The sequence below is a fragment of the Enorma shizhengliae genome (assembly GCF_009676995.1).
Lineage (GTDB): Bacteria > Actinomycetota > Coriobacteriia > Coriobacteriales > Coriobacteriaceae > Enorma > Enorma massiliensis.
In genome coordinates, this window is record NZ_VTFZ01000011.1 from 78,559 (window position 1) to 99,055 (window position 20,497).

A 20,497-nucleotide genomic window follows, 5' to 3' on the forward strand; every position below is an offset into this window, starting at 1 on the left:
GCCTATCTATCTCTTGATAACCCCGCGGCAGCAACCGCCGCGCATGCGTGCTACACGTTGAACCGGAAGTGTACCACGTCACCGTCGGCCATGATGTAATCCTTGCCCTCGATGCGGAGCTTGCCGGCCGCCTTAGCGCCCTGCTCGCCACCGAGCTCAACGTAGTCGTCGTAGCCGATGACCTCGGCCTTGATGAAGCCGCGCTCGAAGTCCGTATGGATGACGCCGGCCGCCTGCGGGGCCGTGGCACCCTGGCGCACCGTCCAGGCCTTGACTTCCATCTCGCCGGCGGTAAAGAAGCTCTGCAGACCGAGCAGCTTGTAGGCTGCCTGCGCAAGCACGTCCAAGCCGGGGCGCTCGAGGCCGAGCGACTCCAGGTACTCCGCCGCGTCCTCCGGCTCGAGCTCCGAGAGCTCCGCCTCCACCTTGGCACAGATGGGAATCGGCGTCACGCCGTCGATGGGCTCGAGCTCTTCGCCGAGCATATCCTCGTCCACGTTCGCCACGTAGAGCATCGGCTTCATGGTGAGGAGGAAGAGTCCCTTCGCGGCGGCGCGCTCCTCGTCGGTCATCTCCATGGCGGCGGCGCGGTTGCCCTCGTTCAGCCATGCGACCAAGCGCTTCGCCACCTCGAGCTTGGGGGCGAGCTCCTTGTCGCGGCGCGCCTCCTTCTCGAGCTTAGGGATCTGCTTCTCGAGCGTCTGAATGTCGGCGAGGATGAGCTCGGTCATGATGGTATCGGCGTCGGCGGCAGGGTCGACGAATTCGCCCGTACGCCCCACCTCGCGCATGACGTTGGGATCCTTGAAATAGCGAACGACTTCGCAAATGGCGTCGGTCTCGCGGATGTTCGCAAGGAACTGGTTGCCCAGGCCCTCGCCCTCGTTCGCACCCTTCACCAGACCGGCGATATCAACGAACTCCACCGTGGCCGGCACGATGCGCCCGGGATGAACGATATCCGCCAGCGCCTGCAGGCGGTCGTCGGGCACGTCCACGATGCCCACGTTGGGGTCGATGGTCGCGAACGGATAGTTGGCAGCAAGGCCGCCCTTCTTGGTGAGCGCGGTGAACAGCGTCGACTTGCCCACGTTGGGCAGGCCCACAATGCCGATGGAAAGAGCCACGAGATACCATCCTGTCTTGTATACCAGCGAAGCGGTGCGACGCGTGCGCCCCACCGCTCCCGTCATCGGTTTGCACCGTCTGATTATAAGGCCCCGCGCAGCGCAGCTCCACCCGTAAGCGGACGTTTTTGCCACCCCACACGCACAGTCGGCAACGAGGGGAAGCTAGTCGGCGAGCTTCTCCACACGGTCAAGTGCAGCGCTGAGCTTTTTCTTGGCCTCTGCCTTCATCTTCTCGGCCTCCTCGTGCGCCTTCGCTGCCTCGGCGGCCTTCTTCTCCGCCTCGGGATCAGGCAGCACGAGCTCCGCCGCGTCATGCTCCACCATGGTGAGCGCATGCGTTTCGCATACCTCCGCGCACAGGCCGCACCCCACACAGTACGTGGACTCTACCGCAAAGCGACCAGAATCGGTGATATCGCAGGCATGGAGCGGGCAGGCCTCTATGCAGTCGCCGCAGAGCGTGCATTTCTCGAAATCGCACACGGGCGTGCTCACCTGCACGTTCGGGGCAAGCTCGGGATGCGCCTGCAGCGTTGAGAGCAGCAGCTGCCTGCCCTGGGTAAGCACGCGGCGTCGTCTCTGCGATGTCGTGCCGGTAGCGGTCGCAAGCGTGCGCTCGAGCGCAGAGAGCTTCTTGGTGTGGTCCTTGATGCGCTGCGAGACCGTCGTCACCGCTGCCGTCGCGGGGTTCAGCTTGGAAACCGCCAGGCCGGTGGTCTTCATGATCTTATCCATGTATTCCTTGCGCTCGAACTCGCGGCGCTTGGTGCAGGAGAGCTCCTTCGCGTCGACCTCGAGGCCCATGGGTCTGCCGGACCATTCCTCCGCCGTGGCGATGGCGTCGCCCAGAAGCTCCTCGCCCTGTGCGTTGCGGCAATTCTCGCAGATGTCGAGCGGCAGGTACACGCTCACGTTAGGGAAGTCCATAAGGATGGAGAACCAGGTCTCGGCCGTGACCTCGCCCACGCACCCGAGCACGACCTCGTTTTCGCGCGGGATGCGCTTGAGGGCGCGCGTGCACGTTACATACGCCGTCTCATACGCCGCGGCGGCAGCGGCCACGGAATCGTAAAACTTTTTGGGGCGATGCTTCATGCCGTGGATAGACTCGGTCGGGCACACCGGCGCGCATAGACCGCACTTACGGCAGGAATCGAGCACGTCGATGCCGCCGTCCTCAATCTCGATGGCATTCACCGGACAGATCTTCACGCATGCCCGGCACGAGCTCTTTGTCGACCGGCATGCAAGGCACGAGAGCGCGTTGGCCCGCGGCTTCTCCTTGTAGTCTGCCGGGTTCCACTCGCGCTCCTCGGGCTCGGGATTGCCCAAGAACGCGTTCGTAAGATCGCTGAACGGCTCGGTGATGCCGCTCAGGCCCTTGGTGATATCGATGATGTCATCGAACATGTCGCGCTTCTGCGCCATGCGAGTTCCTCCCCTTGAACGGATGCCCGCGCATACCCGCCGCATCCGTATCGGACGTTTCGACGCGCACTATTGTACGGCACCCGTTGTGGAATCCGCATGCACGACATGCTCCGCGATTCTTTCCAAGAATGACCGAGACCGCTGTCCCGATTCGCGGCATAATGTGAAGTGTGTATGTGGAGCCATGCGGCCGGATGCGATACATCGTGCGCACAACGCCCGCCCGACACAGAGAGAGGACTCACTATGTTTTGCCCTAAATGCGGATCCCAGCTTGCCGATGATGCCAAGTTCTGCGGCGCCTGCGGTGCACAGATCCAGGCGCCCGCCAATACGACGCCGGCGCCCGGCGCTGCGCCCGCGCCGATTCCGGGGCCGGCTTCCACGCCGAACCCGTCGCCCGTTCCCGGGCCGGTGCCCACCCCCAGCAGCGCGCCCACGAGCTTCGGCGGCTCCTCGCTCGCAAACCTTGCTTCGGGCAACGCCGCGCTCTTCCGCATCATCAAGCTTGTAGCCGGCGCGATCATGCTCGTGAGCTTCTTCTTGCCGCTGTACGGCATCGCGGGCATCGTGAGCATCAGCGCCATGCAGATGACCTTCGGCATCACCCTCATGGGGTCGCATCTCGACGGCGAGTTCATGAACATCCTGTTCCTCATCCCCGGCATCCTCTGCCTGGTGGGCGTGCTCGTCCTGAAGGAGAAGCAGGGTAACATCCTGAACATCATCGGTGGCATCGGCGCGCTTCTGCTCGTTTTCGCAATCTCCGGCCAGGCCAACGCCCAAATGGGCGGTTACGTGTCCGTGAGCTTCGAGCTCGGTGCGTGGCTCTACATCCTCGCTGGCATCGCAAGCATCGCCGTCGGCGTGCTCGACATGATCAAGTCCAAGTAGGAGCGCTGGCATCTGCCTTGCGCCGCGTGTGACCGCCTCGAGGTTGGCTCGATTCACTTTGAGGACCGGGCGCCTGCGCTCCGGAAGCGCAGGCGATTCGCGCCGAGAAGCGCAACCCAATTAAACCAACGGCACCGCAGCCCAATATGAGCTGCGGTGCCGTTTTTGCATGCGAGCGTATGGTATAGCGTCCGCCCCGCCTTTTAGCGTGCGCTATCTCAAGCCTTAGTACAGCTTGGCACCCGCCGGAATGGCGTCGTCCACCATAAGGAGGTTCAGGCGCTCCTCGGGCTCTTCGCCCTCCCCTTCGGCATGAACGGCGCTGATGAGCATGCCGCACGAATCGATTCCCATCATCTTACGCGGTGGCAAGTTGGTGATGGCGATGCAGGTCTTGCCCACCAGGTCCTCCGGCTCGTAATACATGCTGATGCCAGAGAGAATCACGCGGTCCGTGCCCGAGCCGTCGTCCATAGTGAACTTCAGCAGCTTCTTGCTCTTGGGCACCGGCTCGCAACTCTTGATCTTGACCGCACGGAAATCGCTCTTGCTGAACGTATCGAAATCCACGAAGTCCTCGAAGAGCGGCTCGACCACGATCTTGGACGGATCGATGGTAGGGATCTTGTTCGGAGCGACGGCAACGCCCGCCGCACCATCCTGAGCTGCCTGCGCGGCATCCTTAGCAGCCTGCGCGGCATCCTTAGCAGCCTGCGCGGCGGCACCGGAGACGCTTCCCTTCTCGGGGCGCATGTGCGGGAACAGCAGCACGTCGCGGATGCTCGCGGAATTGGTGAGCAGCATGACCACGCGGTCGATGCCGATGCCGATACCACCCGCGGGAGGCATGCCGTACTCGAGCGCACGCACGTAATCCTCGTCGTACTCCATGGCTTCGTCGTCGCCGCCGGCCTTCTCCTCCATCTGCTTGGCGAAGCGCTCGGCCTGGTCCACCGGGTCGTTGAGCTCAGAGAACGCGTTGGCGTACTCGTGGCCGGCGATAACCAGCTCGAAGCGGTGCGTGAGACGCGGGTCGTCCTCGCGGCGCTTGGCGAGCGGGCTCACCTCAACGGGGTAATCGCACACGAAGGTCGGGTTGATGAGGCTCTCCTCACCCCTTTCGTCGTAGATCTCGGCGATGAGCTTGCCCGCACCCCAAGCGGAGTTGACGTCGATACCGCACTCGGCGGCCGCAGCGCGAAGCTCCTCAATTGGCGTGTCGAGGTTGAGCTCACGGCCCATGGCCTCGGAAACAATCTCCGTCATGGAGCGGCTCGGCCACTCGCCGAAGAGGTCGATCTTCTGATCCTGGTACACGATGGTGCCCTCGAGCCCGACCGCCTTCGCGGCCGCCTTGATAACACCCTCGGCGAGCTCCTTCATGCCCTCGAGGTCGCTGTAGGCGCGATACGCCTCCATGGTGGTAAACTCGGGGTTGTGCGTCTGGTCCATGCCCTCGTTGCGGAAGATGCGGCCGATCTCGAACACGCGCTCATAGCCGCCCACGAGCAGGCGCTTCAGGTGAAGCTCCGTCGCGATACGCAGGTAGCACTCCTGGTTGAGCGCGTTGAAGTGTGTGATGAACGGCTTCGCGGTGGCGCCGCCCTGGATGGTCTGCAGGATGGGCGTCTCCACCTCCATGTAGCCATTGTTTTCCATGTAACGGCGGAAAGCGCTGACGATCGCCGAGCGCTTGCGGAAGGTCTCGCGCACGTCGTCATTCATGATGAGGTCCACGTAGCGCTGGCGGTAACGGGTCTCCTTGTCGGAGAGGCCGTGGAACTTCTCGGGCAGCGGGCGCACTGCCTTGGAGAGCAGCGTCAGGCGCTTCGGAGCGATGGAGAGCTGGCCGCGCTTGGTGCGCACGATCACGCCCGTCACATTGATGATGTCGCCCAGGTCCAGGTCCTGCAGCAGGGCCCAGTCCTCCTCGCGCATCTCGTTGATGCGGCAGAAGAGCTGGATCTCGGCGGTGGTATCGCGCACCACCACGAAGGCGATCTTTCCCTGGCCGCGCTTGGCCATGATGCGGCCACCGATGCTCACCACGTCATCGGTGTCTTCGCCCGCCTCGAGGTCGGCATACTTGGCCTCGATGTCGACGACATGCGCCGTAACCTCGGAATGCTCCGGATACGGATTGCCGCCGGCCTCCATGATGGCAGCGCGCTTGGACAGGCGATGGGCGCGCTCGTCATTCAGCGTCGACACCGCCTCCGACGCGTTCTGCGTGCTCTCCTGCGTCTCGCTCATATCTTGTTGCTCCTTGCTATCTGTGGGCCCCATGTGCCCAGAACATCATGTAAAACTCGGTGCGACCCCGCTGCAACCGCAAACAAAATCGCCTCTGTGCGACCCCGCCAGCGCCGCGAACCAAAAAGCTCCCCGAGGCCTCGCGGTCCCAGGGAGCATGCATTCGGCTCTGCGCTCGACCCGGGGCCTAGCGCGCGATCTTCGTAATGGTGTAAGTACGCGTCTTGCCAGACGGCAGCACGACCTCGACGGTCTCGCCCACCTCATGGCCCACCAGGGCGGAGCCCACCGGGGACTCCATCGAGATGCGGTTCTCGAGCGAGTTGGTCTCGCGCGAGCCCACGAGCGTGAAGTCGTGAATCTCGCCATCGGCGTCGACGACGGTCACCGTGCTACCGAGCGTAGCGCCAAGAATACCCGCCGCGTCGAACTCGGCCACCTGGGCGAGCGTGTTGCGGATCTCGCGGATGCGGGCCTCGTTCTTGGCCTGCTCCTCCTTGGCATCGTCGAACTCGGAGTTCTCCGAGAGGTCGCCGAAGTCGCGCGCGACCTTGATGCGCTCGACAATCTCAGTCCTATGTTCACCCTCGCGCCACGCAAGCTCCTCTTCGAGCTTCTTGCGGCCCTCGTCGGTCAGTGCCTCGCCATTCGCCATGCGGAAGACTCCTTTAACGCCGTTTCTACCATCGACCCACCATAATAACGGCCGACCGCCCGCGTGGGGAGGTCGGCCGCATGCGCTCTATAGGAAGAACAAAGCTCCTTGATGAAGGCTGCGCCTTACTCGGAGATGGGGCCCTCGTCCTCGCCGGACTCCTTCTTCTTCTTTGCCTCGGCAAGCTTCTCCTCGAGCTCGCGAATCTCGCGGTCCTCGGCGCTCTCCTCGGGCTCCTCCTCGGTCTTGTCGTCGCTCGACATGCCCTCACGGAGGTTCTTCACCGTGGAACCAAGCGACTTACCGAGCTTTGGAAGGTTCTTGGGCCCGAAGATGACCAGGACCACGACCAAGATGACAATCCACTCAAAACCTTTAGGGATCATAACGATTTCCTCCAGTTACACGTCAAACAAGCTCGAAAGAGTATACCGCGCGAGCGTTGCTCGGACAACCGCGCCATATTATCAACGCGTCTAGGCAATCCCTCCGAAACACCTTCCTATACTGGCAAAACATCGCCCGACGGCACGGTTTGGCCATCGGGCGATGTAAGCGTTCGGTAAGGCTGGATGGCCCTGCACGCGCTAAGGAGCGGCTTGAACCTCCTGCTTAGCCAGCCGTTTCCTCCTGCTTCATTGCTGCCCTACAGGACGAGCATGAGCACCGTGAGCACGGCAGCGGTCACCAGGGTGAGCGCGATGAAGAACTTAAGCGTAAGCCTGAGGAACGTGGTGTAGCTCGTGTGCGCGAGTTCCAGGCCCGAGACGATAACGCCGTTCGTGGGGGTGATCATGGCCACGACGCCGTGCGCGGCAACGTAGATCATGATCATGATGTCGGGCGAGAAGCCGAGGTTGTCGGCCAGCGGCCCCATGATGGGCATGGAGACCGTCGCCATGCCGGAGCTCGACGGGATGAGGAACGAGAGCACGAAGTAGAGCGCGTAGCTCGCCGGGGCGAAGACCACCGCGGAGACGCCGCGCAGAGCGTTGGCAGCAGCGTTGAGCACGAAGACATCGAGCCCGGTCTCGGCCATGAGCACCGAGATGGCGCGGGCCACGGCAATCACGAGGGCGGTCGAGATCATGGTGGAGCAGCCGTCGATGAAGGTGTTCACGATCTCCTTCTCGGACAGACCGCCCACGAAGCCAATCACGATCGAAATCACGAAGAACCAGATGCCGCACTCGGTGAAGTACCACTGGCCAAGCGGCAGGCCGGTCAGGATGGCGCTCCAAGCCGTCGAAGGATCGTCGGCCGTGCCGCCGATGGCGAAGATGTTGATACCGAAGCTCTCCCACGGAATGAACGACACGATCATGATGAGGAACGAAAGCGCGAACAGCACGAGCACGAGCTTCTGCTTGCCCGTGAGCACGGCGTTCTTAAGGTTCGAAGCCTGCTCGTCCTCAAGCGCACGGGTCTCGTCGGCATAGGCAGCGTCCATGCGAGCGAGCTCATCGGCCGTCATGGCAGAGTTGGAGCGGTCGGCCTTGACCTTCTTGGCATAGTTCATCACGAAGGCGATGCCCATGACCTCAGAGATCACGAAGAGCAGGAAGCCCACGGCGATGAGCGTACCCTGGTTGACCGCGATGCCCATATCGGTAAGCGCCGAGGACGCGATGGCGATCGAGAACGGGTTCACCGTGGAACCGAGCGTACCCAGGCCGGCGCCCAGAAGCACCACGAGGGCGCCCACCATGGAATCGAAGCCCATGGCGAAGGTCACCGATGCGAGCAGGATGTAGAAGGGGATGGTCTCCTCCATCATGCCGTAGGTGGAGCCGCAGATGCCGAATGCGAGCATGAGCACCGGGATGAGCAGCGTATCGCGGTCACCAAGCTTGCGAACGAGCGTGGCGATGCCTGCATCGAGCGCACCCGTCTTGTTCACCATGGCGAGGAAGCCGCCGAGCACGATGACGAAGAGGCAGACGTCGATGGCGTTCTTGAAGCCGTCGAACGGTGCGCGCATAACCTGGGCAAGGGTTGCGCCCGTAACGTCGGGCGTGAATGCCGCGACGATCCAGGTGCAGATAGCAACGAAGATCAGGCACCCGATGAGGATGGTGAACGAGGTCGGCATGCCCCGTTTCTTCTTTTTCTTGACAGCTTCGGCCATGAGTCCTCCTTTTCCGCCGGCTCATCCGTAAAGCCGGCACGTACAACCGTTGTTCGTTGAGAAGATCGAGTGATCGGATGCAGACGAGCACGGGCGGGCGCATCGAAACTTCGAGATGGGGTGCGTCGAGAGCGCGGCCGTTCTCCAGCCGCACGGCTCTTCTCCATAGGACCGCGCGCGTCAGCCGCGCACTCGACGCCCCACGTGTGCCCCGCCGCGCGAAGTCGTCCTACTCCGCATGGCGACTCAGATAGGAAAGCGCGCTGTTGGCAAGCAGAGCGGAGCCCTTCCAGAACACCGTCTCGTCGAAATCGACGTTGGGATGGTGCATGCCGCAGCCCTCGTGCCCCGGCAGCGTGCCCGTGCCGAGGATGAAGTAGGTCGTGGGGGCGTTCTCGGCGATGATGGCAAGGTCGTCGGTGCCGGAGAACGGCGCTTCGAGTTCCTGCACGGGCTCGTCGAAAAGCTCGTTCGCATAGCCCACGAGCTCCTCGGTAAGCGCGGGGTCGTTGTAGGTGTTCGGCACGCCGCGCAGGAAGTCTACGGTCGCCGTGCCGCCAAACGCCTCGGCGATGCTCTTGACCATGCGCTGCGCATGCTCTTTGAAGCCCTGGCGCACGCCCGCATCCTGCGTGCGCAGGGTGCCGAGCATAGAAGCGCTATCGGGAATCACGTTTGCGGCGCGGCCCGATTCAATCTTGCCGAACGTTGCCACGCACGTCTGCGTAGGATCGACCTCGCGCGCAATCAGGTTTTGGAAACCCTGGTAGATATGGCAGGCGATGTTGATGGGATCGATGCCCTGGTGCGGGGTGGAGCCGTGCGCGCCGCAACCGGTGATGCGCACATCGATATCGTCGATCGACGAGAAGATCGTGCCCTTGCGCGTATAGATGGCGCCGGCATCGAATTCGAGCGCTTGCACGTGCAGCGCCGCCACCGCGTCGACATGCGGGTTCTCGAGCACGCCGGCCTCGAGCACCGCGTCACCGCCGCAGTACTCCACAGGAGCAACACCTTCCTCGTCGGGCTGGAAGAGCAGTTTCACGCAACCCTTCAGCTCCGCCTCATGATCCTTCAGGATCTTCGCAGCGCCAAGCAGCATAGCGGTGTGCGTGTCATGGCCGCACGCATGCATGTTGTTATTCGTTGAGGCGAAATCGAGCCCCGTGGCCTCCTGAACCGGCAGGGCATCCATATCGGCACGAAGCATGAACACCGGGCCGGCCGCCGGATCGCCCACCTGCGCGAGGAGCGCGCCCTGGCAGGGCGACGAGACCTCATAGCCCATTTCCTCCAGGCGCCCGCGCACGTAGGCGCACGTCTCGTCCAAGTCGAAGCCGAGTTCCGGGTGCTGGTGCAGCCAACGGCGATCGCGCACGATCTGCTCCTGCAGCGCCTTTGCCTCATCGATTACGGTACTCATCACATCGCTCCTTTACTTTGCATATGCCCCGCTTGACGCGATGGGTTTGGTCGTGAAACGATACTAAAGCATTGCTCGCCCGAACGCATGGGCGCGCGCCACCATGTTTCATGCGTCGGAAAATTCACCCGGCACATGTGAGCGCGAACGGTACGAACGAGCAGATAAACGGTATCACCCCAAATGGGTGAGGGAGGTTACATGGCCGAAATGCGCAAAGAGCTGCCCGCGTTGCCGTGGTCGATCGCCGTGTTTCTCGTCGCGCTCGTCTCGCTTGTCATGCTCATGCACAACAGCGTGCTTCTGCCCACGGCGTCCACGGACCTCATGAATGTGAGCGTGTTTATCTCGGGTCTGCTCTATGTTCCCGTTGCCATCGTAGCGCGGCGATGCCCCAAGGCGCTTTCGCTTGCGGGCTGCTCATGCGCCGCTGCCGTGTGCGGCGCGGTCGCGATGCTGCTGTGGCAGAGCGTTCTTGCCAACCCTACCGACGGAACGCTCTTCCTTGTTACCGATACGCTCTTCAACGTGAGCCGAGGTTGGGGAACCATTCTCGCCGCACTCGCGCTCTCGCGCATACCGCGCAACGCGCCCACGATGGTGGCCGCACTTGCCGGCATCGCGATCTCGTACGCCATCTGGCCGCTTCTGCGCTCCGCCACCGAGGCCGCGCCGGCACTCTTCGGCATTATCATGCTCGGCATGCTCATAGGAACGGGTGCTATAAACCAGCGCGACCTCTTCGCCCGCATTCGCGAGGCGGCGAGCCCCCGCGACCTCGAAACGACGAACCCCTTCTCGTTCGTGCCGCTCTCGAGCAAGCTCTTCGTATGCGTAGCCCTGTTCGAGACCACTTTCGGCTACGCCACCGCCACGCGGTTCAACGCCATGCAGGGTTGGCAGTATGCGCTGCTTGCACTCGCCTACGGTGCGCTCCTGCTCGTATGGAGCCGCGCGCGACGCTTCACCTTCGATGAGGATGCTGCGTTCCGGCTCTGCACGGTAACCGTAATCGCCGGTTTCCTGCTCACGCCAGCGAGCTCCTTGCCCACGTCGGTAACATCGACGATCATCGAGGCCGGCTCAGAATGCTTCTACGCGCTCATGTTCTCGGTCCTCGCGAGCATCGCGGCGCGCAATCCCACAGGTGCGCTCGCCGTGGTGCCCTTGGGGTTCGCCGTCTCATCCTGCTCGTCTGCGGTGGGGTTCGCTGCTGCCGAGAGCATCATGACCGCGCAGGCGAATGGTTGGACAGATGCCCTGCTTATAACGAGCGCCTTGCTCTCAATCGTCATCTTCTGCTTCGTGTGGATCGGGCTCGACGGCTTTCGCTTCCGCCGCTTCTTCCAGGCGATCGTTCCTGCTGAGGTTGCCGAGGAGCGGCCCGCGCGCACGCCTTCCGACGACGCCCAAGGCATAGACGCCGCGCTGCACTCGCTTGCCGAACGTCATGGTCTCACCGCCCGCGAACGAGAGATCTTGGGACTGCTCGCCCGCGGACATAGCGGGAAATCGATCATGGAGCGCCTCACCATCTCGGCGAACACGGTGAAAACGCATACACGCCACATCTACAAGAAGATCGATGTCCACAGCCAGCAGGAGCTTATCGATTTGGTTGAGGAGCTTGCACACGCTGCAGCGAGATAGCAAAACAGGCCAGAGCTCATCGCCCTGGCCTGCCTGAATTCGCTGGTCGGGTTGACTGGATTTGAACCAGCGACCCCCGCGTCCCGAACGCGGTGCTCTACCAAACTGAGCCACAACCCGTTAGCAGAAGGTATGTTAGCAGAACGCGCGCCACAATGCTAGCAAACTTGCAAAGAGAGTCCGGACTTCTCCATCGTTGCTGCGCATGACCACCATCCGCACTTCGAATCAGCGTCGCGCGCGATGCGCTCAGCAGCCCCCATGCTCTCGCAGAGCGCGAACGAGCAGGCTCCGGAACCAGTCACCTGGGCGGCAAGTACCCCATCCTGGCCACGCAGCCACGAGACAACGCTTGCAATTTCGGGAGCGATCGCGCATGCCGCGGGGGCAAGGTTATTCGCTATGTGTGCCGGAACCTCGGCGGCATCGTGCGCCCGCAGGGCCTCGAGCAGCGGATCGAGCGGGGCGGCAGAGGGCGGGTCTTGGTCGAACACCTCGTAGGCCTCGCGGGCCGTCACACCGGCGCAGACGGGTTTCACGAGCACAATAGGCATACCCGCAAGCGGCTCAAACGCCTCGCGCAGGCGGTCTCCCGCACCATCGCAATAAGCGAGCGCCCCGTACAGAAAAAAGGGAACATCGGCGCCAATGGAGCGAGCGATGGCATCGACACGCTCATCCCTCGGGTTGATGCCCCATGCATGGCAGAGGCCCATGAGCGTCGCCGCGGCATCTGATGATGGGCCGCCCAACCCCGCACGCAGCGGAATATGCTTCTCGATCACGATTTCAAACGATGGCTCTCGCCCAAACGCCTCTCCCAAGGCACAAGCCGCCCGGTAGGCGGTGTTATGCTCCATGGGAAAATCTGCCTCGGGAACGGTGCGCACCGTAAGGCGCTCTGCCGGCGCAAGCGTCACAACATCTGCTAGGCTCGTCGCCGCCATGACCGAATCAACGCGATGATAGCCCCGGTCATCTCGCTGCGTGTGAACACCGAGGTACAGGTTAACCTTCGCGGGCGCGATAACGACAAGCGCCCCTTTGGATTCGTCGGACGCGCTAGTGCTCATCGGACTGGTTGCCGAGCGGCGTGAAGATATGCTCCCCCGATTCCGGGTCGAAGAGCTCGACCGTACCGGTGAGCACGTCGACGTACTGGTAGCTCTGGCGCGAGGTGCGGCCACGACGCTCGTTCACCTCGACGATGAACACAGCGGGGTGAACGGTCTTGACCGTGCCCATGCGCTCGATAACGCGGGTGCGCCCCATGTTGGCCTTGACCTTCACGCGCTCGCCCACCATCTGCGCAAGCTTGTCTTTGATTTCGTCGACGTGGTTGACCTCGAGCTCGTCCATTACTATGCCTCCCGTAATGCGCCGAAAATCGGCACAGTACTCCCAAGTTAGTCAAAACTGATTCAGTATAGCAGCGCGAATAGCTCGCTAAAACCCCCGGTACAGGAACGTCACATACCGGTTGATGGCCCGCCCGCGCCCGACCGTACCATGCTGATGGCAGCACCGGGTTGGCGGCGGCACCGTGAAGGAAGCAGCGTCGGGTTGATAGCGGTGCCATGAAGGGAGCAGCACCGGGTTGGCAGCGGTACCGTGAAGGGGGCAACTCCGGGCAAGGAGGGCGCTTCTCAAGCCCTCGACGCACATGATCCGCCGCATCAACCCGGCGCGCCGGGAAAAGGTGTACATGAGCGTCACGAAAAGCCTCATTTCAAGCTTTTTTTGACGCTCGTGTACACCTTTTTGGAACGAGCCAGGTATATCGCTGGCCTACTAGGGCTGGCGAGCTGAATTAATGCATGTTCGCGGGGCAGAGAGAGCAGCGTCACGCTCAGAACGAGCGCGCGCTGCCGAGCAGGGGCGCGCTACAGCGCGCGTAGCCTAGCAGGCACGCCGTAGCGCATCGGCGCCAAACAGGAGGACGCTACAGCGTATCGGTGTCGAGCACGATGGTGAAGGGCCCGTCGTTTACAAGCTCCACCTGCATGTTCGCGCCAAACGTTCCCGTGGCAACGCGCGAGACGTCTTGGCGTGCCAGCTGCACGAAGTACTCGTAGAGCTCGTTTGCGTGCGCTGGGTCGCCTGCCGCGGTGAACGAGGGCCGGCGCCCGCGGCGGCAATCCGCAAAGAGCGTGAACTGCGACACCACGAGCACCTCGCCACCTACATCGTCAATGGAACGGTTGGTTTTGCCATCCTCGTCTTCCATAATGCGCAGGCCGAATAGCTTCTTCCAGAGACGGTCTGCCTCCGCGCGCGTGTCGTCGGCACCAACGCCAAGAAGGACGAGGTACCCTTGGCCGATACTGCCGGTTACCTCGCCGTCGATGGTGACGCTCGCCCGTGTAACGCGCTGAACGACCGCTCTCATTGCACACCCTCCTCCGGGGTGGCAGCCTGCGGGGAGACGCGCTCGGCATCCTCGACCGGAGCAGCGACTCCCTCATCCGCCAGTGCAGAGGCATCGCGCCGGGCGCTGAGCTTGGCGCACAGGTCTTCGAGCGCATGGAAGCGGTGGCTGATGGCGTTTTTCTCCTCTGGCGTGAGCTCGGCCATGGTCTTGCCCGGCGTGTCATCGGGCAGGAAGAGCGGGTCGTAGCCAAACCCATGCGTGCCGCGCTCGGCATGGTCCACCACGCCCTCGCAGGTACCCTCGCCCATGGTGACGAGACCGTCGGGCTCGATGAAGGCAATCGAGCTCACGAAGCGCGCCGCGCGCGCAGCATCCTCAACTCCCTCTAGCTTGGCAAGAAGCTTGGCATTGTTGGCGGCATCGTCGCCGTGCACACCGGCATAGCGCGCCGAATAGACGCCTGGTTCACCGCCGAGCGCATCGACCATGAGGCCCGAATCGTCTGCAACTGCCGTGAGGCCCGTCGCCGCCACGGCCGCCTCCGCCTTGATGATGGCGTTCTCCGCAAAAGTGGTGCCCGTTTCTTCCAGGTCCTCGAAATCCCCGAGCTGAGAAAGCGCTACGAACGTCATCTCCGGAAGCGCGCGCCCCAAGATTTCCTCGATCTCGACGAGCTTATGCGCATTCCCCGTGGCAACGACCACCGTACGCGCCGGATCGAGCGCAGCCGCATCAATCTTTTCTAACGCCATGAGAACTTCTTCCTCTCCTATCGCGCTGCAATAAAACCGCTTGCCTACGAACCGCACCTGCCGGAGGACCCGCATGGTTCCACGCAAACGTCCTCGCCGCGGCAAACGTTATCGAACATCCTACGGAACGGTCCGCCGCATATCATCCCGTGCTCAAACATTCTCGTCGCATCGGCAAAGCCGATGCTCCTGCGAAACTGCGCGCGGGACGATATACGGCGGTCCTAGAAGGGCAATCGGATGTTTCCTAAGCAAACATTCCGCAGCCGCGAAGCGGCGAGGACGTTTGCGTGGAAACTTCTGATTGCCCATAAGGGAATCCTAGGAGCACTCTCGACTAGTCCTCGTCCCGAAACGCCGTAACCTGGTTCTGGAGCCCGATCAACTTCTCGATGCCCTTATCACCCATATCGAGCAGCCTTCCGAGCCGCTGCCGGTCGAATGGCGTGCGCTCGCCCGTGCCCTGAATCTCGACGATCTCGCCCGTGTCGGTCGCCACGAGGTTCATGTCCACCTCAGCACGAGAGTCCTCGCGGTAATCGAGGTCGAGCAGCTCGCAGCCGTCCACCACGCCCATCGAAACCGCGGCGACCTGGCCCGTAAGCGGCAGTCGCGCGATCTTTCCGGCCTCGACCCACGCCATGAGGGCATCGTGCAGCGCCACCCAAGCTCCGGTCACCGCCGCGGTACGCGTTCCGCCGTCTGCCTGAATTACATCGCAGTCCACCGTAACCGTATACTCGCCGAGGGCACGGAGGTTGGTAACGGTGCGCAAGCTTCGGCCGATGAGACGCTCAATCTCCATCGAGCGGCCCTTGCGGCTCGCCCGCTCGCGCGGCACGCGCCGACCCGTCGAGGCGGGAAGCATCGCGTACTCCGCCGTAACCCATCCGGCACGGCTCGCACGGCGCCAACCGGGCACGCCCTCCTCGATCGTCGCCGCGCAGAGCACACGGGTATCGCCGAACTCCACGAGGCACGACCCCAGCGCATGCTTGAGCACCTCGCGGGTAAGCGCCACTTCGCGCATCTCGTCCATCGCGCGGCCGTTTGCGCGATCGATTTCCATATAATCCAAGGTTTCCTCCCCATCGTATCTCACTATGGCAAGAACCGGCCGTGCCGGCTCCCGTATGACAGGTTTTGCGGGCTGGCGGCAAGCCGCCCTCTGCCGCGCGCCGTGCGTCCCCCGCGCCCTGCTGATCATCCCCGCAACCCAGCGGCAGGTCGCCCCGGGGCCTGCGAGCCCCGCAGCCTCGCGGCTGCCCCCCGCAGCAGGCGGGCTCCAAGGCCTAGCGGCGGTACATCTCCTCAAGCTCGCCAAGGTCTACATGCACGATGCTCTTGAGCGGTTGCCCGAAGATGAAGCTTCCCGCCGCCGCGAACTCGGCAATGTTATCCGAGGTTGTTGCAAACCGGTGCTGAGGCTCCACATCGGCCGCGGCAAGCTGTCCGCGGCGGTGCAGGATGTCTTTGAGCTCGCGCGTGGTCTCCTCCGCAGACGACACCACCCGCACGCCCGTGCCAAGCGCATGGCGGATGGGCCCTGCAAGCAGCGGAAAATGCGTGCAGCCGAGCACCACGGTGTCCACCTCGGTATCGGCGATCGGCGAGAGCGTCCTCGCTACTTCGGAACGAATCTCGGGGGTATCGAAGATATCGCCGTCTTCGAGCCAACGCTCCTGCAGATGCGCGCCCGTGGCCAGCTCGCGCTCGACGATGTTCACGAAGCTTGGAGCGGGGCACCCGTATACATCCACGCCCGCATCGAGACTCTGGATGGCTCGCGTGTATGCGCCCGACCGCACCGTGAGCTCCGTAGCGAGCACGCCCACCTTCCGCGTGCGCGTCGTGTTGATAGCCGCCCGCGCGCCCGGAGCGATCACGCCGATCACGGGAACGTCGAGCGTCTGCTGCGCCACGGTGAGCGCCGCCGCGGTCGCGGTATTGCAGGCAATCACGATGATCTTGACATCATGTGCCTCGAGCCAGCGCCCCGCTTGCAGGGCGAAGGTGCGCACCTCGTTCTCCGAGCGCGGTCCATAGGGGCAGCGCTTCGTATCGCCCACGTAGTAAATCGATTCGTGGGAGAGCGACGTCGCGATCGAGCGCGCAACGGTGAGCCCGCCCAAGCCCGAGTCGAAGACGCCAATCGGGCGGTTATCGTAGGCGAGGGGGCTGACGCAGCGGTCATCCATCACATCCGCCTCCCCTGCGCCTCCAGCAGGCAGCGCATGGCGTTCACCCAGCCATCAACGATGCGTCCGCGCGCCACCACGGTCTTGGGGTGCTTCTCGAGAAGAGCATCGGCGTGCGGGTCGCCCAGCGCATTCTCCACCATGATGAACTGCGCCACGGCATCGGCCATGAGGAAATCGGACGACGAGTCGCCGATAGCGAGCGTCTCGGAGCGGTCGATACCGCGAAGCTCGCAGAAGCGCTCGATGGCACGCCCCTTGCCCAAGCCCTTCGGCATGATGTTGAACGCACGGCCGCGCACCCCTTCAGGCAGATGAAGCGTCGTGGGCGCTGAGATGTAGTTGAGAAAGCCGTTGTCGCCCCAGTCGAGCGCCATGCCCGAGGCGTCGAGCAGCGCGATCGCCTCCTCGTCTGGCACCTCGCCGCGCAGGCCGATGGTAACCTCGCGATGCTTATAGCCGTTCGACATGTCGTTATGGAATTCGATGAGCCCCGGCCAGCGCGAGATGAACTGGTCGCAAAGCCCGGTCTGCTCGATAACCTCATGCGGCGTGAGCCCGCAGGCGGGATCGTAGTCCATCTCCGCCGTGAAGTACTCCCAGGTATCATGTGGGCGATCGATCATGATGATGCCACCCATCTCACCGATGTAGGAGGTGAGGCCGAGCACGCGCGAATCCTCGTGCAGCATGGAGCGATTCCGGCCCGAGCACGGGATGACCTCGATTCCCGTCTGCTTGAGCGCGATGAGCGTCTCCACGAAGGCGCAACTTGGTTCGCCCGCTGCGTTTGCGAGCACCGTAGAGCCAGGCCCCATCATCGTGCCGTCAAGATCTGTGAACACATAGCGCACGCGAGCAAGGCGCTCGCGCAGAGCCTCATCGGTGTTTTCGCCGCTGAGAGCCTCGGGCAGATAGGTAATCGGCATGCATCCTCCGCTTTGATCGTGGCTTGCGCGCAAATGCAATTGCGGTTTGTCCCTATCATAAGATATGTCCCGTTGCCGTCAGCGAGCGAATTCGGCTATACTCAGACTCCACGGGCGATTGGCGCAACGGTTAGCGCAGGTGCTTTACACGCACAAGGCTGGGGGTTCGAATCCCTCATCGCCCACCATAGTTTTTGTTGACCCCGCACACGCGGGGTCTTTTCATTTTCATGCCCATCACAGAGGGATTCGAACCCGCAGGGTCGCGAGCTGCGCAAAGCGCGCGAGCGTCTTTGCCAGCACGCGACGCAAGGCGGCAAAGCCGCGCAGCGATCCGGGGCTGTTGATAAAACGAACCGGGTTCGTTTTATCAACAGCTCAAAACGGAGGTGAGGATCTGGGCAAGCTCGTCCACATTCTCCTTCGTGCAGATAAGCGGCGGCAGGAAGCGAAGGGTGTGGGCGCCCGTCGCGTTGATGACCGCTCCCGCTTCGAGAGCGGCGGTCACCACATCGTGCGCATCCCCCGCACCCTCATCCAGATCGCAGCCGAGCATGAGGCCCGCGCCGCGCACCTCGACCACATGCGGCACCTTCTCGAGCTGCTCGGCCATATAGGCGCCAACCTCGGCCGCCTTGCCGGCATACCCACCGTTCACGAGCTCGCAGAGCGTAGACTCGGCAGCAGCCACGGCAAGACAGCTCCCGCCGAAGGTCGAGCCGTGATCGCCCGGCTTGAAGGCGTCCGCCACCTCCGCGCGCGCCACGCATGCACCAGCCGGCACACCGCCCGCGATGCCCTTCGCCAGGCTCATGATATCCGGCACCACGCCTGCGCGCTGGATTGCGAACGGCTTCCCCGTGCGGAACACACCCGCCTGGACCTCGTCGGAGATGAGCACGCCGCCCACCTCGTGCACAAGGCGAGCTGCCTCTTGAACGAATGCCGCGTCGAGCGGGTGCACGCCGCTTTCGCCCTGAATGGGCTCGAGCATGACGGCGCAGATCTCGCCTCCAAGCTGGGCAAAAACCTCGCGCAGCTCATCAATGTCGTTGGGCGTGCATGCCACGAACCCGCCCGGGAGCGGACGGAAGGCGTCCTGCAGGCGATTTTGCATGGTGGCGGCAAGCGTCTCGAGCGTGCGGCCGTGGAAGCCGCCGCGCAGGCAGACAATCGTGTTCCCGCCGTTGCCGCACCGCTTGGCATACAGGCGCGAAAGCTTCATGGAGCACTCGTTGGCCTCGGCTCCCGAATTGGAGAAGAAGGTTTTCCAAACCTGCTCGCCCTCTTGCGGGGCAGCAGCGGCACGCACGGCCTCGGCATCGCCCTCGGCGATAGCACGGGCAAGCACACCGGCGCCCGCAAGATCGTCGTTAGCAAGCTTGGAAAGCAGCGCCGCGACCTCGCCGCGATGCTCGATGTAGAAGTAATTCGATACGTGCATGAGCTCTGTGGCCTGGCGCTCGACCGCGCCGACCACCGCTGGGTGCCCATGGCCCAGGCAGCATACCCCGATACCCGCCAGGAAGTCGAGGTATTCGCGGCCCTCGGCGTCCTTGAGCGTCATGCCGGCGCCTTCCACAAACTCCACTTGGCTCCTACCGTATGTATGCATCACGAACTCGTTATCGAGCGCGCGCTCTTGATCGAATGTCATCGTCTTCTTCCTCTCCATTGCCTGGTGTATCTCTCTGCCTAACGCGACTCGGCGTCCTCATCCGCCTCTGCCAAGCGCGACGCGAACGCGCCGAGCGGGTGGGGATGCCGGTCCTGCTCGTACGACTCCATTGTGGAATGCATCACGGTGCCCAAGCCGGTGTCGGTCAGGAGCTCGAGCAGCAGCGAATGCGGCGTGGTGCCGTTGATGATGTGCGCGCGGAACACCCCGCCGCGCAGCGCTCCCACGCACGATTGCAGCTTGGGAATCATGCCCTTGTCGATGTCGCCACGCGCGAGCAGCGCCTCGGTCTCCTCGAGCGTGAGGTTCGAGATGAGCGAGCTCTTATCAGAGAAATCCTCATAGAGGCCGTCGACATCCGTGAGGTAGATAATCTTGTGCGCATGCACGGCCTTAGCGACGGCCCCCGCCGCAACGTCGGCGTTGATGTTGAAGAAGCCGCCGTCCTCCCCCTGCGCAACGGTCGCGACCACGGGGATATAGTCGTTGTCCATGAGGCTCTCGAGGTAGTCGGCATTAACGCGCGTAACACGCCCCACGCGGCCAAGGCCGGGATCGAGCTGCTCGGCAACGATCGTGCCCGCATCACTCCCCGAAACACCCACCGCAACGTTGCCGTGCTGGTTGATGGCAGCCACGAGCTCCTGGTTCACCTTGCCCACAAGGACCTCGCGCACGATCTCCATCGCTTCCGGCGTGGTCACGCGCTGGCCATCCTTGAACTCCACGGGAAGGTCGTAGTGCTTGAGCGCCTCGTTGATGGCCGCGCCGCCGCCGTGAACGATCACGATGCGCGCACCGATAATCTTGAGCAGCAGGATGTCGCTCATCACATCCGAGCGCAGCTTGGCATCGACCATGGCGGCGCCGCCGTATTTGATCACGACCGTGCGGCCGGTAAGGCTCTTGATCCACGGCAGCGCCTCGAAGAGCAGCTGGGCGGTCTGGTCGCTATTGAGCGACGGCTTGGCATCGCGTGCGTACTTCATGCTCATCCTCCCA

18 protein-coding genes and 2 tRNA genes are annotated in these 20,497 nt (G+C 63.1%); 3 read left to right on the forward strand and 17 right to left on the reverse strand.

Features of this window, described 5'->3' with window-relative positions; genetic code table 11:
• Positions 1–50: 50 nt before the first annotated feature.
• The gene (gene ychF / locus GJE22_RS08455) at positions 51–1,127 is read right to left on the reverse strand and encodes a redox-regulated ATPase YchF (protein ID WP_087185944.1); all 1,077 of its coding nucleotides are present in this window, start codon (positions 1,125–1,127) and stop codon (positions 51–53) included.
• Positions 1,128–1,292: 165 nt separating this feature from the next.
• A complete protein-coding gene (locus GJE22_RS08460; protein ID WP_144688768.1) occupies positions 1,293–2,558 on the reverse strand; it encodes a 4Fe-4S binding protein in 1,266 nt (421 codons plus the stop codon).
• Between the two features lie 249 nt (positions 2,559–2,807).
• Between GJE22_RS08460 and GJE22_RS08465 the strand changes: the two genes are divergently transcribed.
• A complete protein-coding gene (locus GJE22_RS08465; protein ID WP_186297449.1) occupies positions 2,808–3,455 on the forward strand; it encodes a zinc ribbon domain-containing protein in 648 nt (215 codons plus the stop codon).
• A 225-nt stretch (positions 3,456–3,680) separates the two neighbouring features.
• Here the strand turns inward: GJE22_RS08465 and lysS are convergent, their stop codons facing one another.
• The 5 genes from lysS to GJE22_RS08490 form a co-directional block, all read right to left on the reverse strand.
• Positions 3,681–5,708, reverse strand: coding sequence for a lysine--tRNA ligase (lysS, locus tag GJE22_RS08470; RefSeq protein ID WP_144688770.1), 2,028 nt, complete (start codon positions 5,706–5,708; stop codon positions 3,681–3,683).
• A 187-nt stretch (positions 5,709–5,895) separates the two neighbouring features.
• Positions 5,896–6,363 (reverse strand): GreA/GreB family elongation factor, encoded by a 468-nt coding sequence (locus GJE22_RS08475; RefSeq protein ID WP_019128953.1) that lies wholly within the window; start codon positions 6,361–6,363, stop codon positions 5,896–5,898.
• Between the two features lie 125 nt (positions 6,364–6,488).
• Entirely contained in the window at positions 6,489–6,749 is a 261-nt protein-coding gene (tatA, locus tag GJE22_RS08480; RefSeq protein ID WP_022349674.1) for a twin-arginine translocase TatA/TatE family subunit, read from the reverse strand.
• 260 nt (positions 6,750–7,009) lie between these two features.
• On the reverse strand, positions 7,010–8,491 hold the full coding sequence (locus GJE22_RS08485; RefSeq protein WP_144688771.1) for a YfcC family protein: 1,482 nt from the start codon (positions 8,489–8,491) through the stop codon (positions 7,010–7,012).
• Positions 8,492–8,720: 229 nt separating this feature from the next.
• A complete protein-coding gene (locus GJE22_RS08490; protein WP_144688772.1) occupies positions 8,721–9,917 on the reverse strand; it encodes a M20 metallopeptidase family protein in 1,197 nt (398 codons plus the stop codon).
• 201 nt (positions 9,918–10,118) lie between these two features.
• Between GJE22_RS08490 and GJE22_RS08495 the strand changes: the two genes are divergently transcribed.
• Positions 10,119–11,567, forward strand: coding sequence for a helix-turn-helix transcriptional regulator (locus GJE22_RS08495; RefSeq protein ID WP_144688773.1), 1,449 nt, complete (start codon positions 10,119–10,121; stop codon positions 11,565–11,567).
• 43 nt (positions 11,568–11,610) lie between these two features.
• Here GJE22_RS08495 and GJE22_RS08500 read toward each other — a convergent pair.
• From GJE22_RS08500 to GJE22_RS08535, 8 genes are all read right to left on the reverse strand, one after another.
• Positions 11,611–11,687 (reverse strand) — tRNA-Pro (locus tag GJE22_RS08500).
• A 38-nt stretch (positions 11,688–11,725) separates the two neighbouring features.
• Positions 11,726–12,640, reverse strand: coding sequence for a 4-(cytidine 5'-diphospho)-2-C-methyl-D-erythritol kinase (gene ispE / locus GJE22_RS08505; protein WP_144688774.1), 915 nt, complete (start codon positions 12,638–12,640; stop codon positions 11,726–11,728).
• Positions 12,630–12,926: a Veg family protein gene (locus GJE22_RS08510; protein WP_019128947.1), complete on the reverse strand. Its 297-nt coding sequence runs from the start codon at positions 12,924–12,926 to the stop codon at positions 12,630–12,632. The genes ispE and GJE22_RS08510 overlap by 11 nt, the downstream gene beginning before the upstream one ends.
• Positions 12,927–13,509: 583 nt before the next feature.
• Positions 13,510–13,956 carry a D-aminoacyl-tRNA deacylase gene (gene dtd, locus GJE22_RS08515; protein ID WP_087185868.1) on the reverse strand — a complete coding sequence of 149 codons (447 nt, stop codon included), beginning with the start codon at positions 13,954–13,956 and terminating at the stop codon, positions 13,510–13,512.
• A complete protein-coding gene (gene rdgB, locus GJE22_RS08520; protein WP_144688775.1) occupies positions 13,953–14,690 on the reverse strand; it encodes an RdgB/HAM1 family non-canonical purine NTP pyrophosphatase in 738 nt (245 codons plus the stop codon). The genes dtd and rdgB overlap by 4 nt, the downstream gene beginning before the upstream one ends.
• A gap of 337 nt (positions 14,691–15,027) precedes the next feature.
• The gene (gene rph / locus GJE22_RS08525) at positions 15,028–15,768 is read right to left on the reverse strand and encodes a ribonuclease PH (protein WP_144688776.1); all 741 of its coding nucleotides are present in this window, start codon (positions 15,766–15,768) and stop codon (positions 15,028–15,030) included.
• A gap of 214 nt (positions 15,769–15,982) precedes the next feature.
• Complete coding sequence (gene murI / locus GJE22_RS08530) at positions 15,983–16,888, reverse strand: glutamate racemase (RefSeq protein WP_144688794.1); 906 nt, start codon at positions 16,886–16,888, stop codon at positions 15,983–15,985.
• Positions 16,888–17,817 (reverse strand): HAD family hydrolase, encoded by a 930-nt coding sequence (locus GJE22_RS08535; RefSeq protein WP_144688777.1) that lies wholly within the window; start codon positions 17,815–17,817, stop codon positions 16,888–16,890. The genes murI and GJE22_RS08535 overlap by 1 nt, the downstream gene beginning before the upstream one ends.
• 112 nt (positions 17,818–17,929) lie before the next feature.
• Here GJE22_RS08535 and GJE22_RS08540 point away from each other — a divergent pair.
• Positions 17,930–18,005, forward strand: a tRNA-Val gene (locus tag GJE22_RS08540).
• A 182-nt stretch (positions 18,006–18,187) separates the two neighbouring features.
• On the opposite strand, the gene GJE22_RS08545 is transcribed toward GJE22_RS08540, so the two are convergent.
• The gene (locus tag GJE22_RS08545; protein WP_144688778.1) at positions 18,188–19,474 is read right to left on the reverse strand and encodes an aminotransferase class III-fold pyridoxal phosphate-dependent enzyme; all 1,287 of its coding nucleotides are present in this window, start codon (positions 19,472–19,474) and stop codon (positions 18,188–18,190) included.
• Between the two features lie 38 nt (positions 19,475–19,512).
• On the reverse strand, positions 19,513–20,484 hold the full coding sequence (argB, locus tag GJE22_RS08550; protein WP_144688779.1) for an acetylglutamate kinase: 972 nt from the start codon (positions 20,482–20,484) through the stop codon (positions 19,513–19,515).
• Positions 20,485–20,497: the final 13 nt, after the last annotated feature.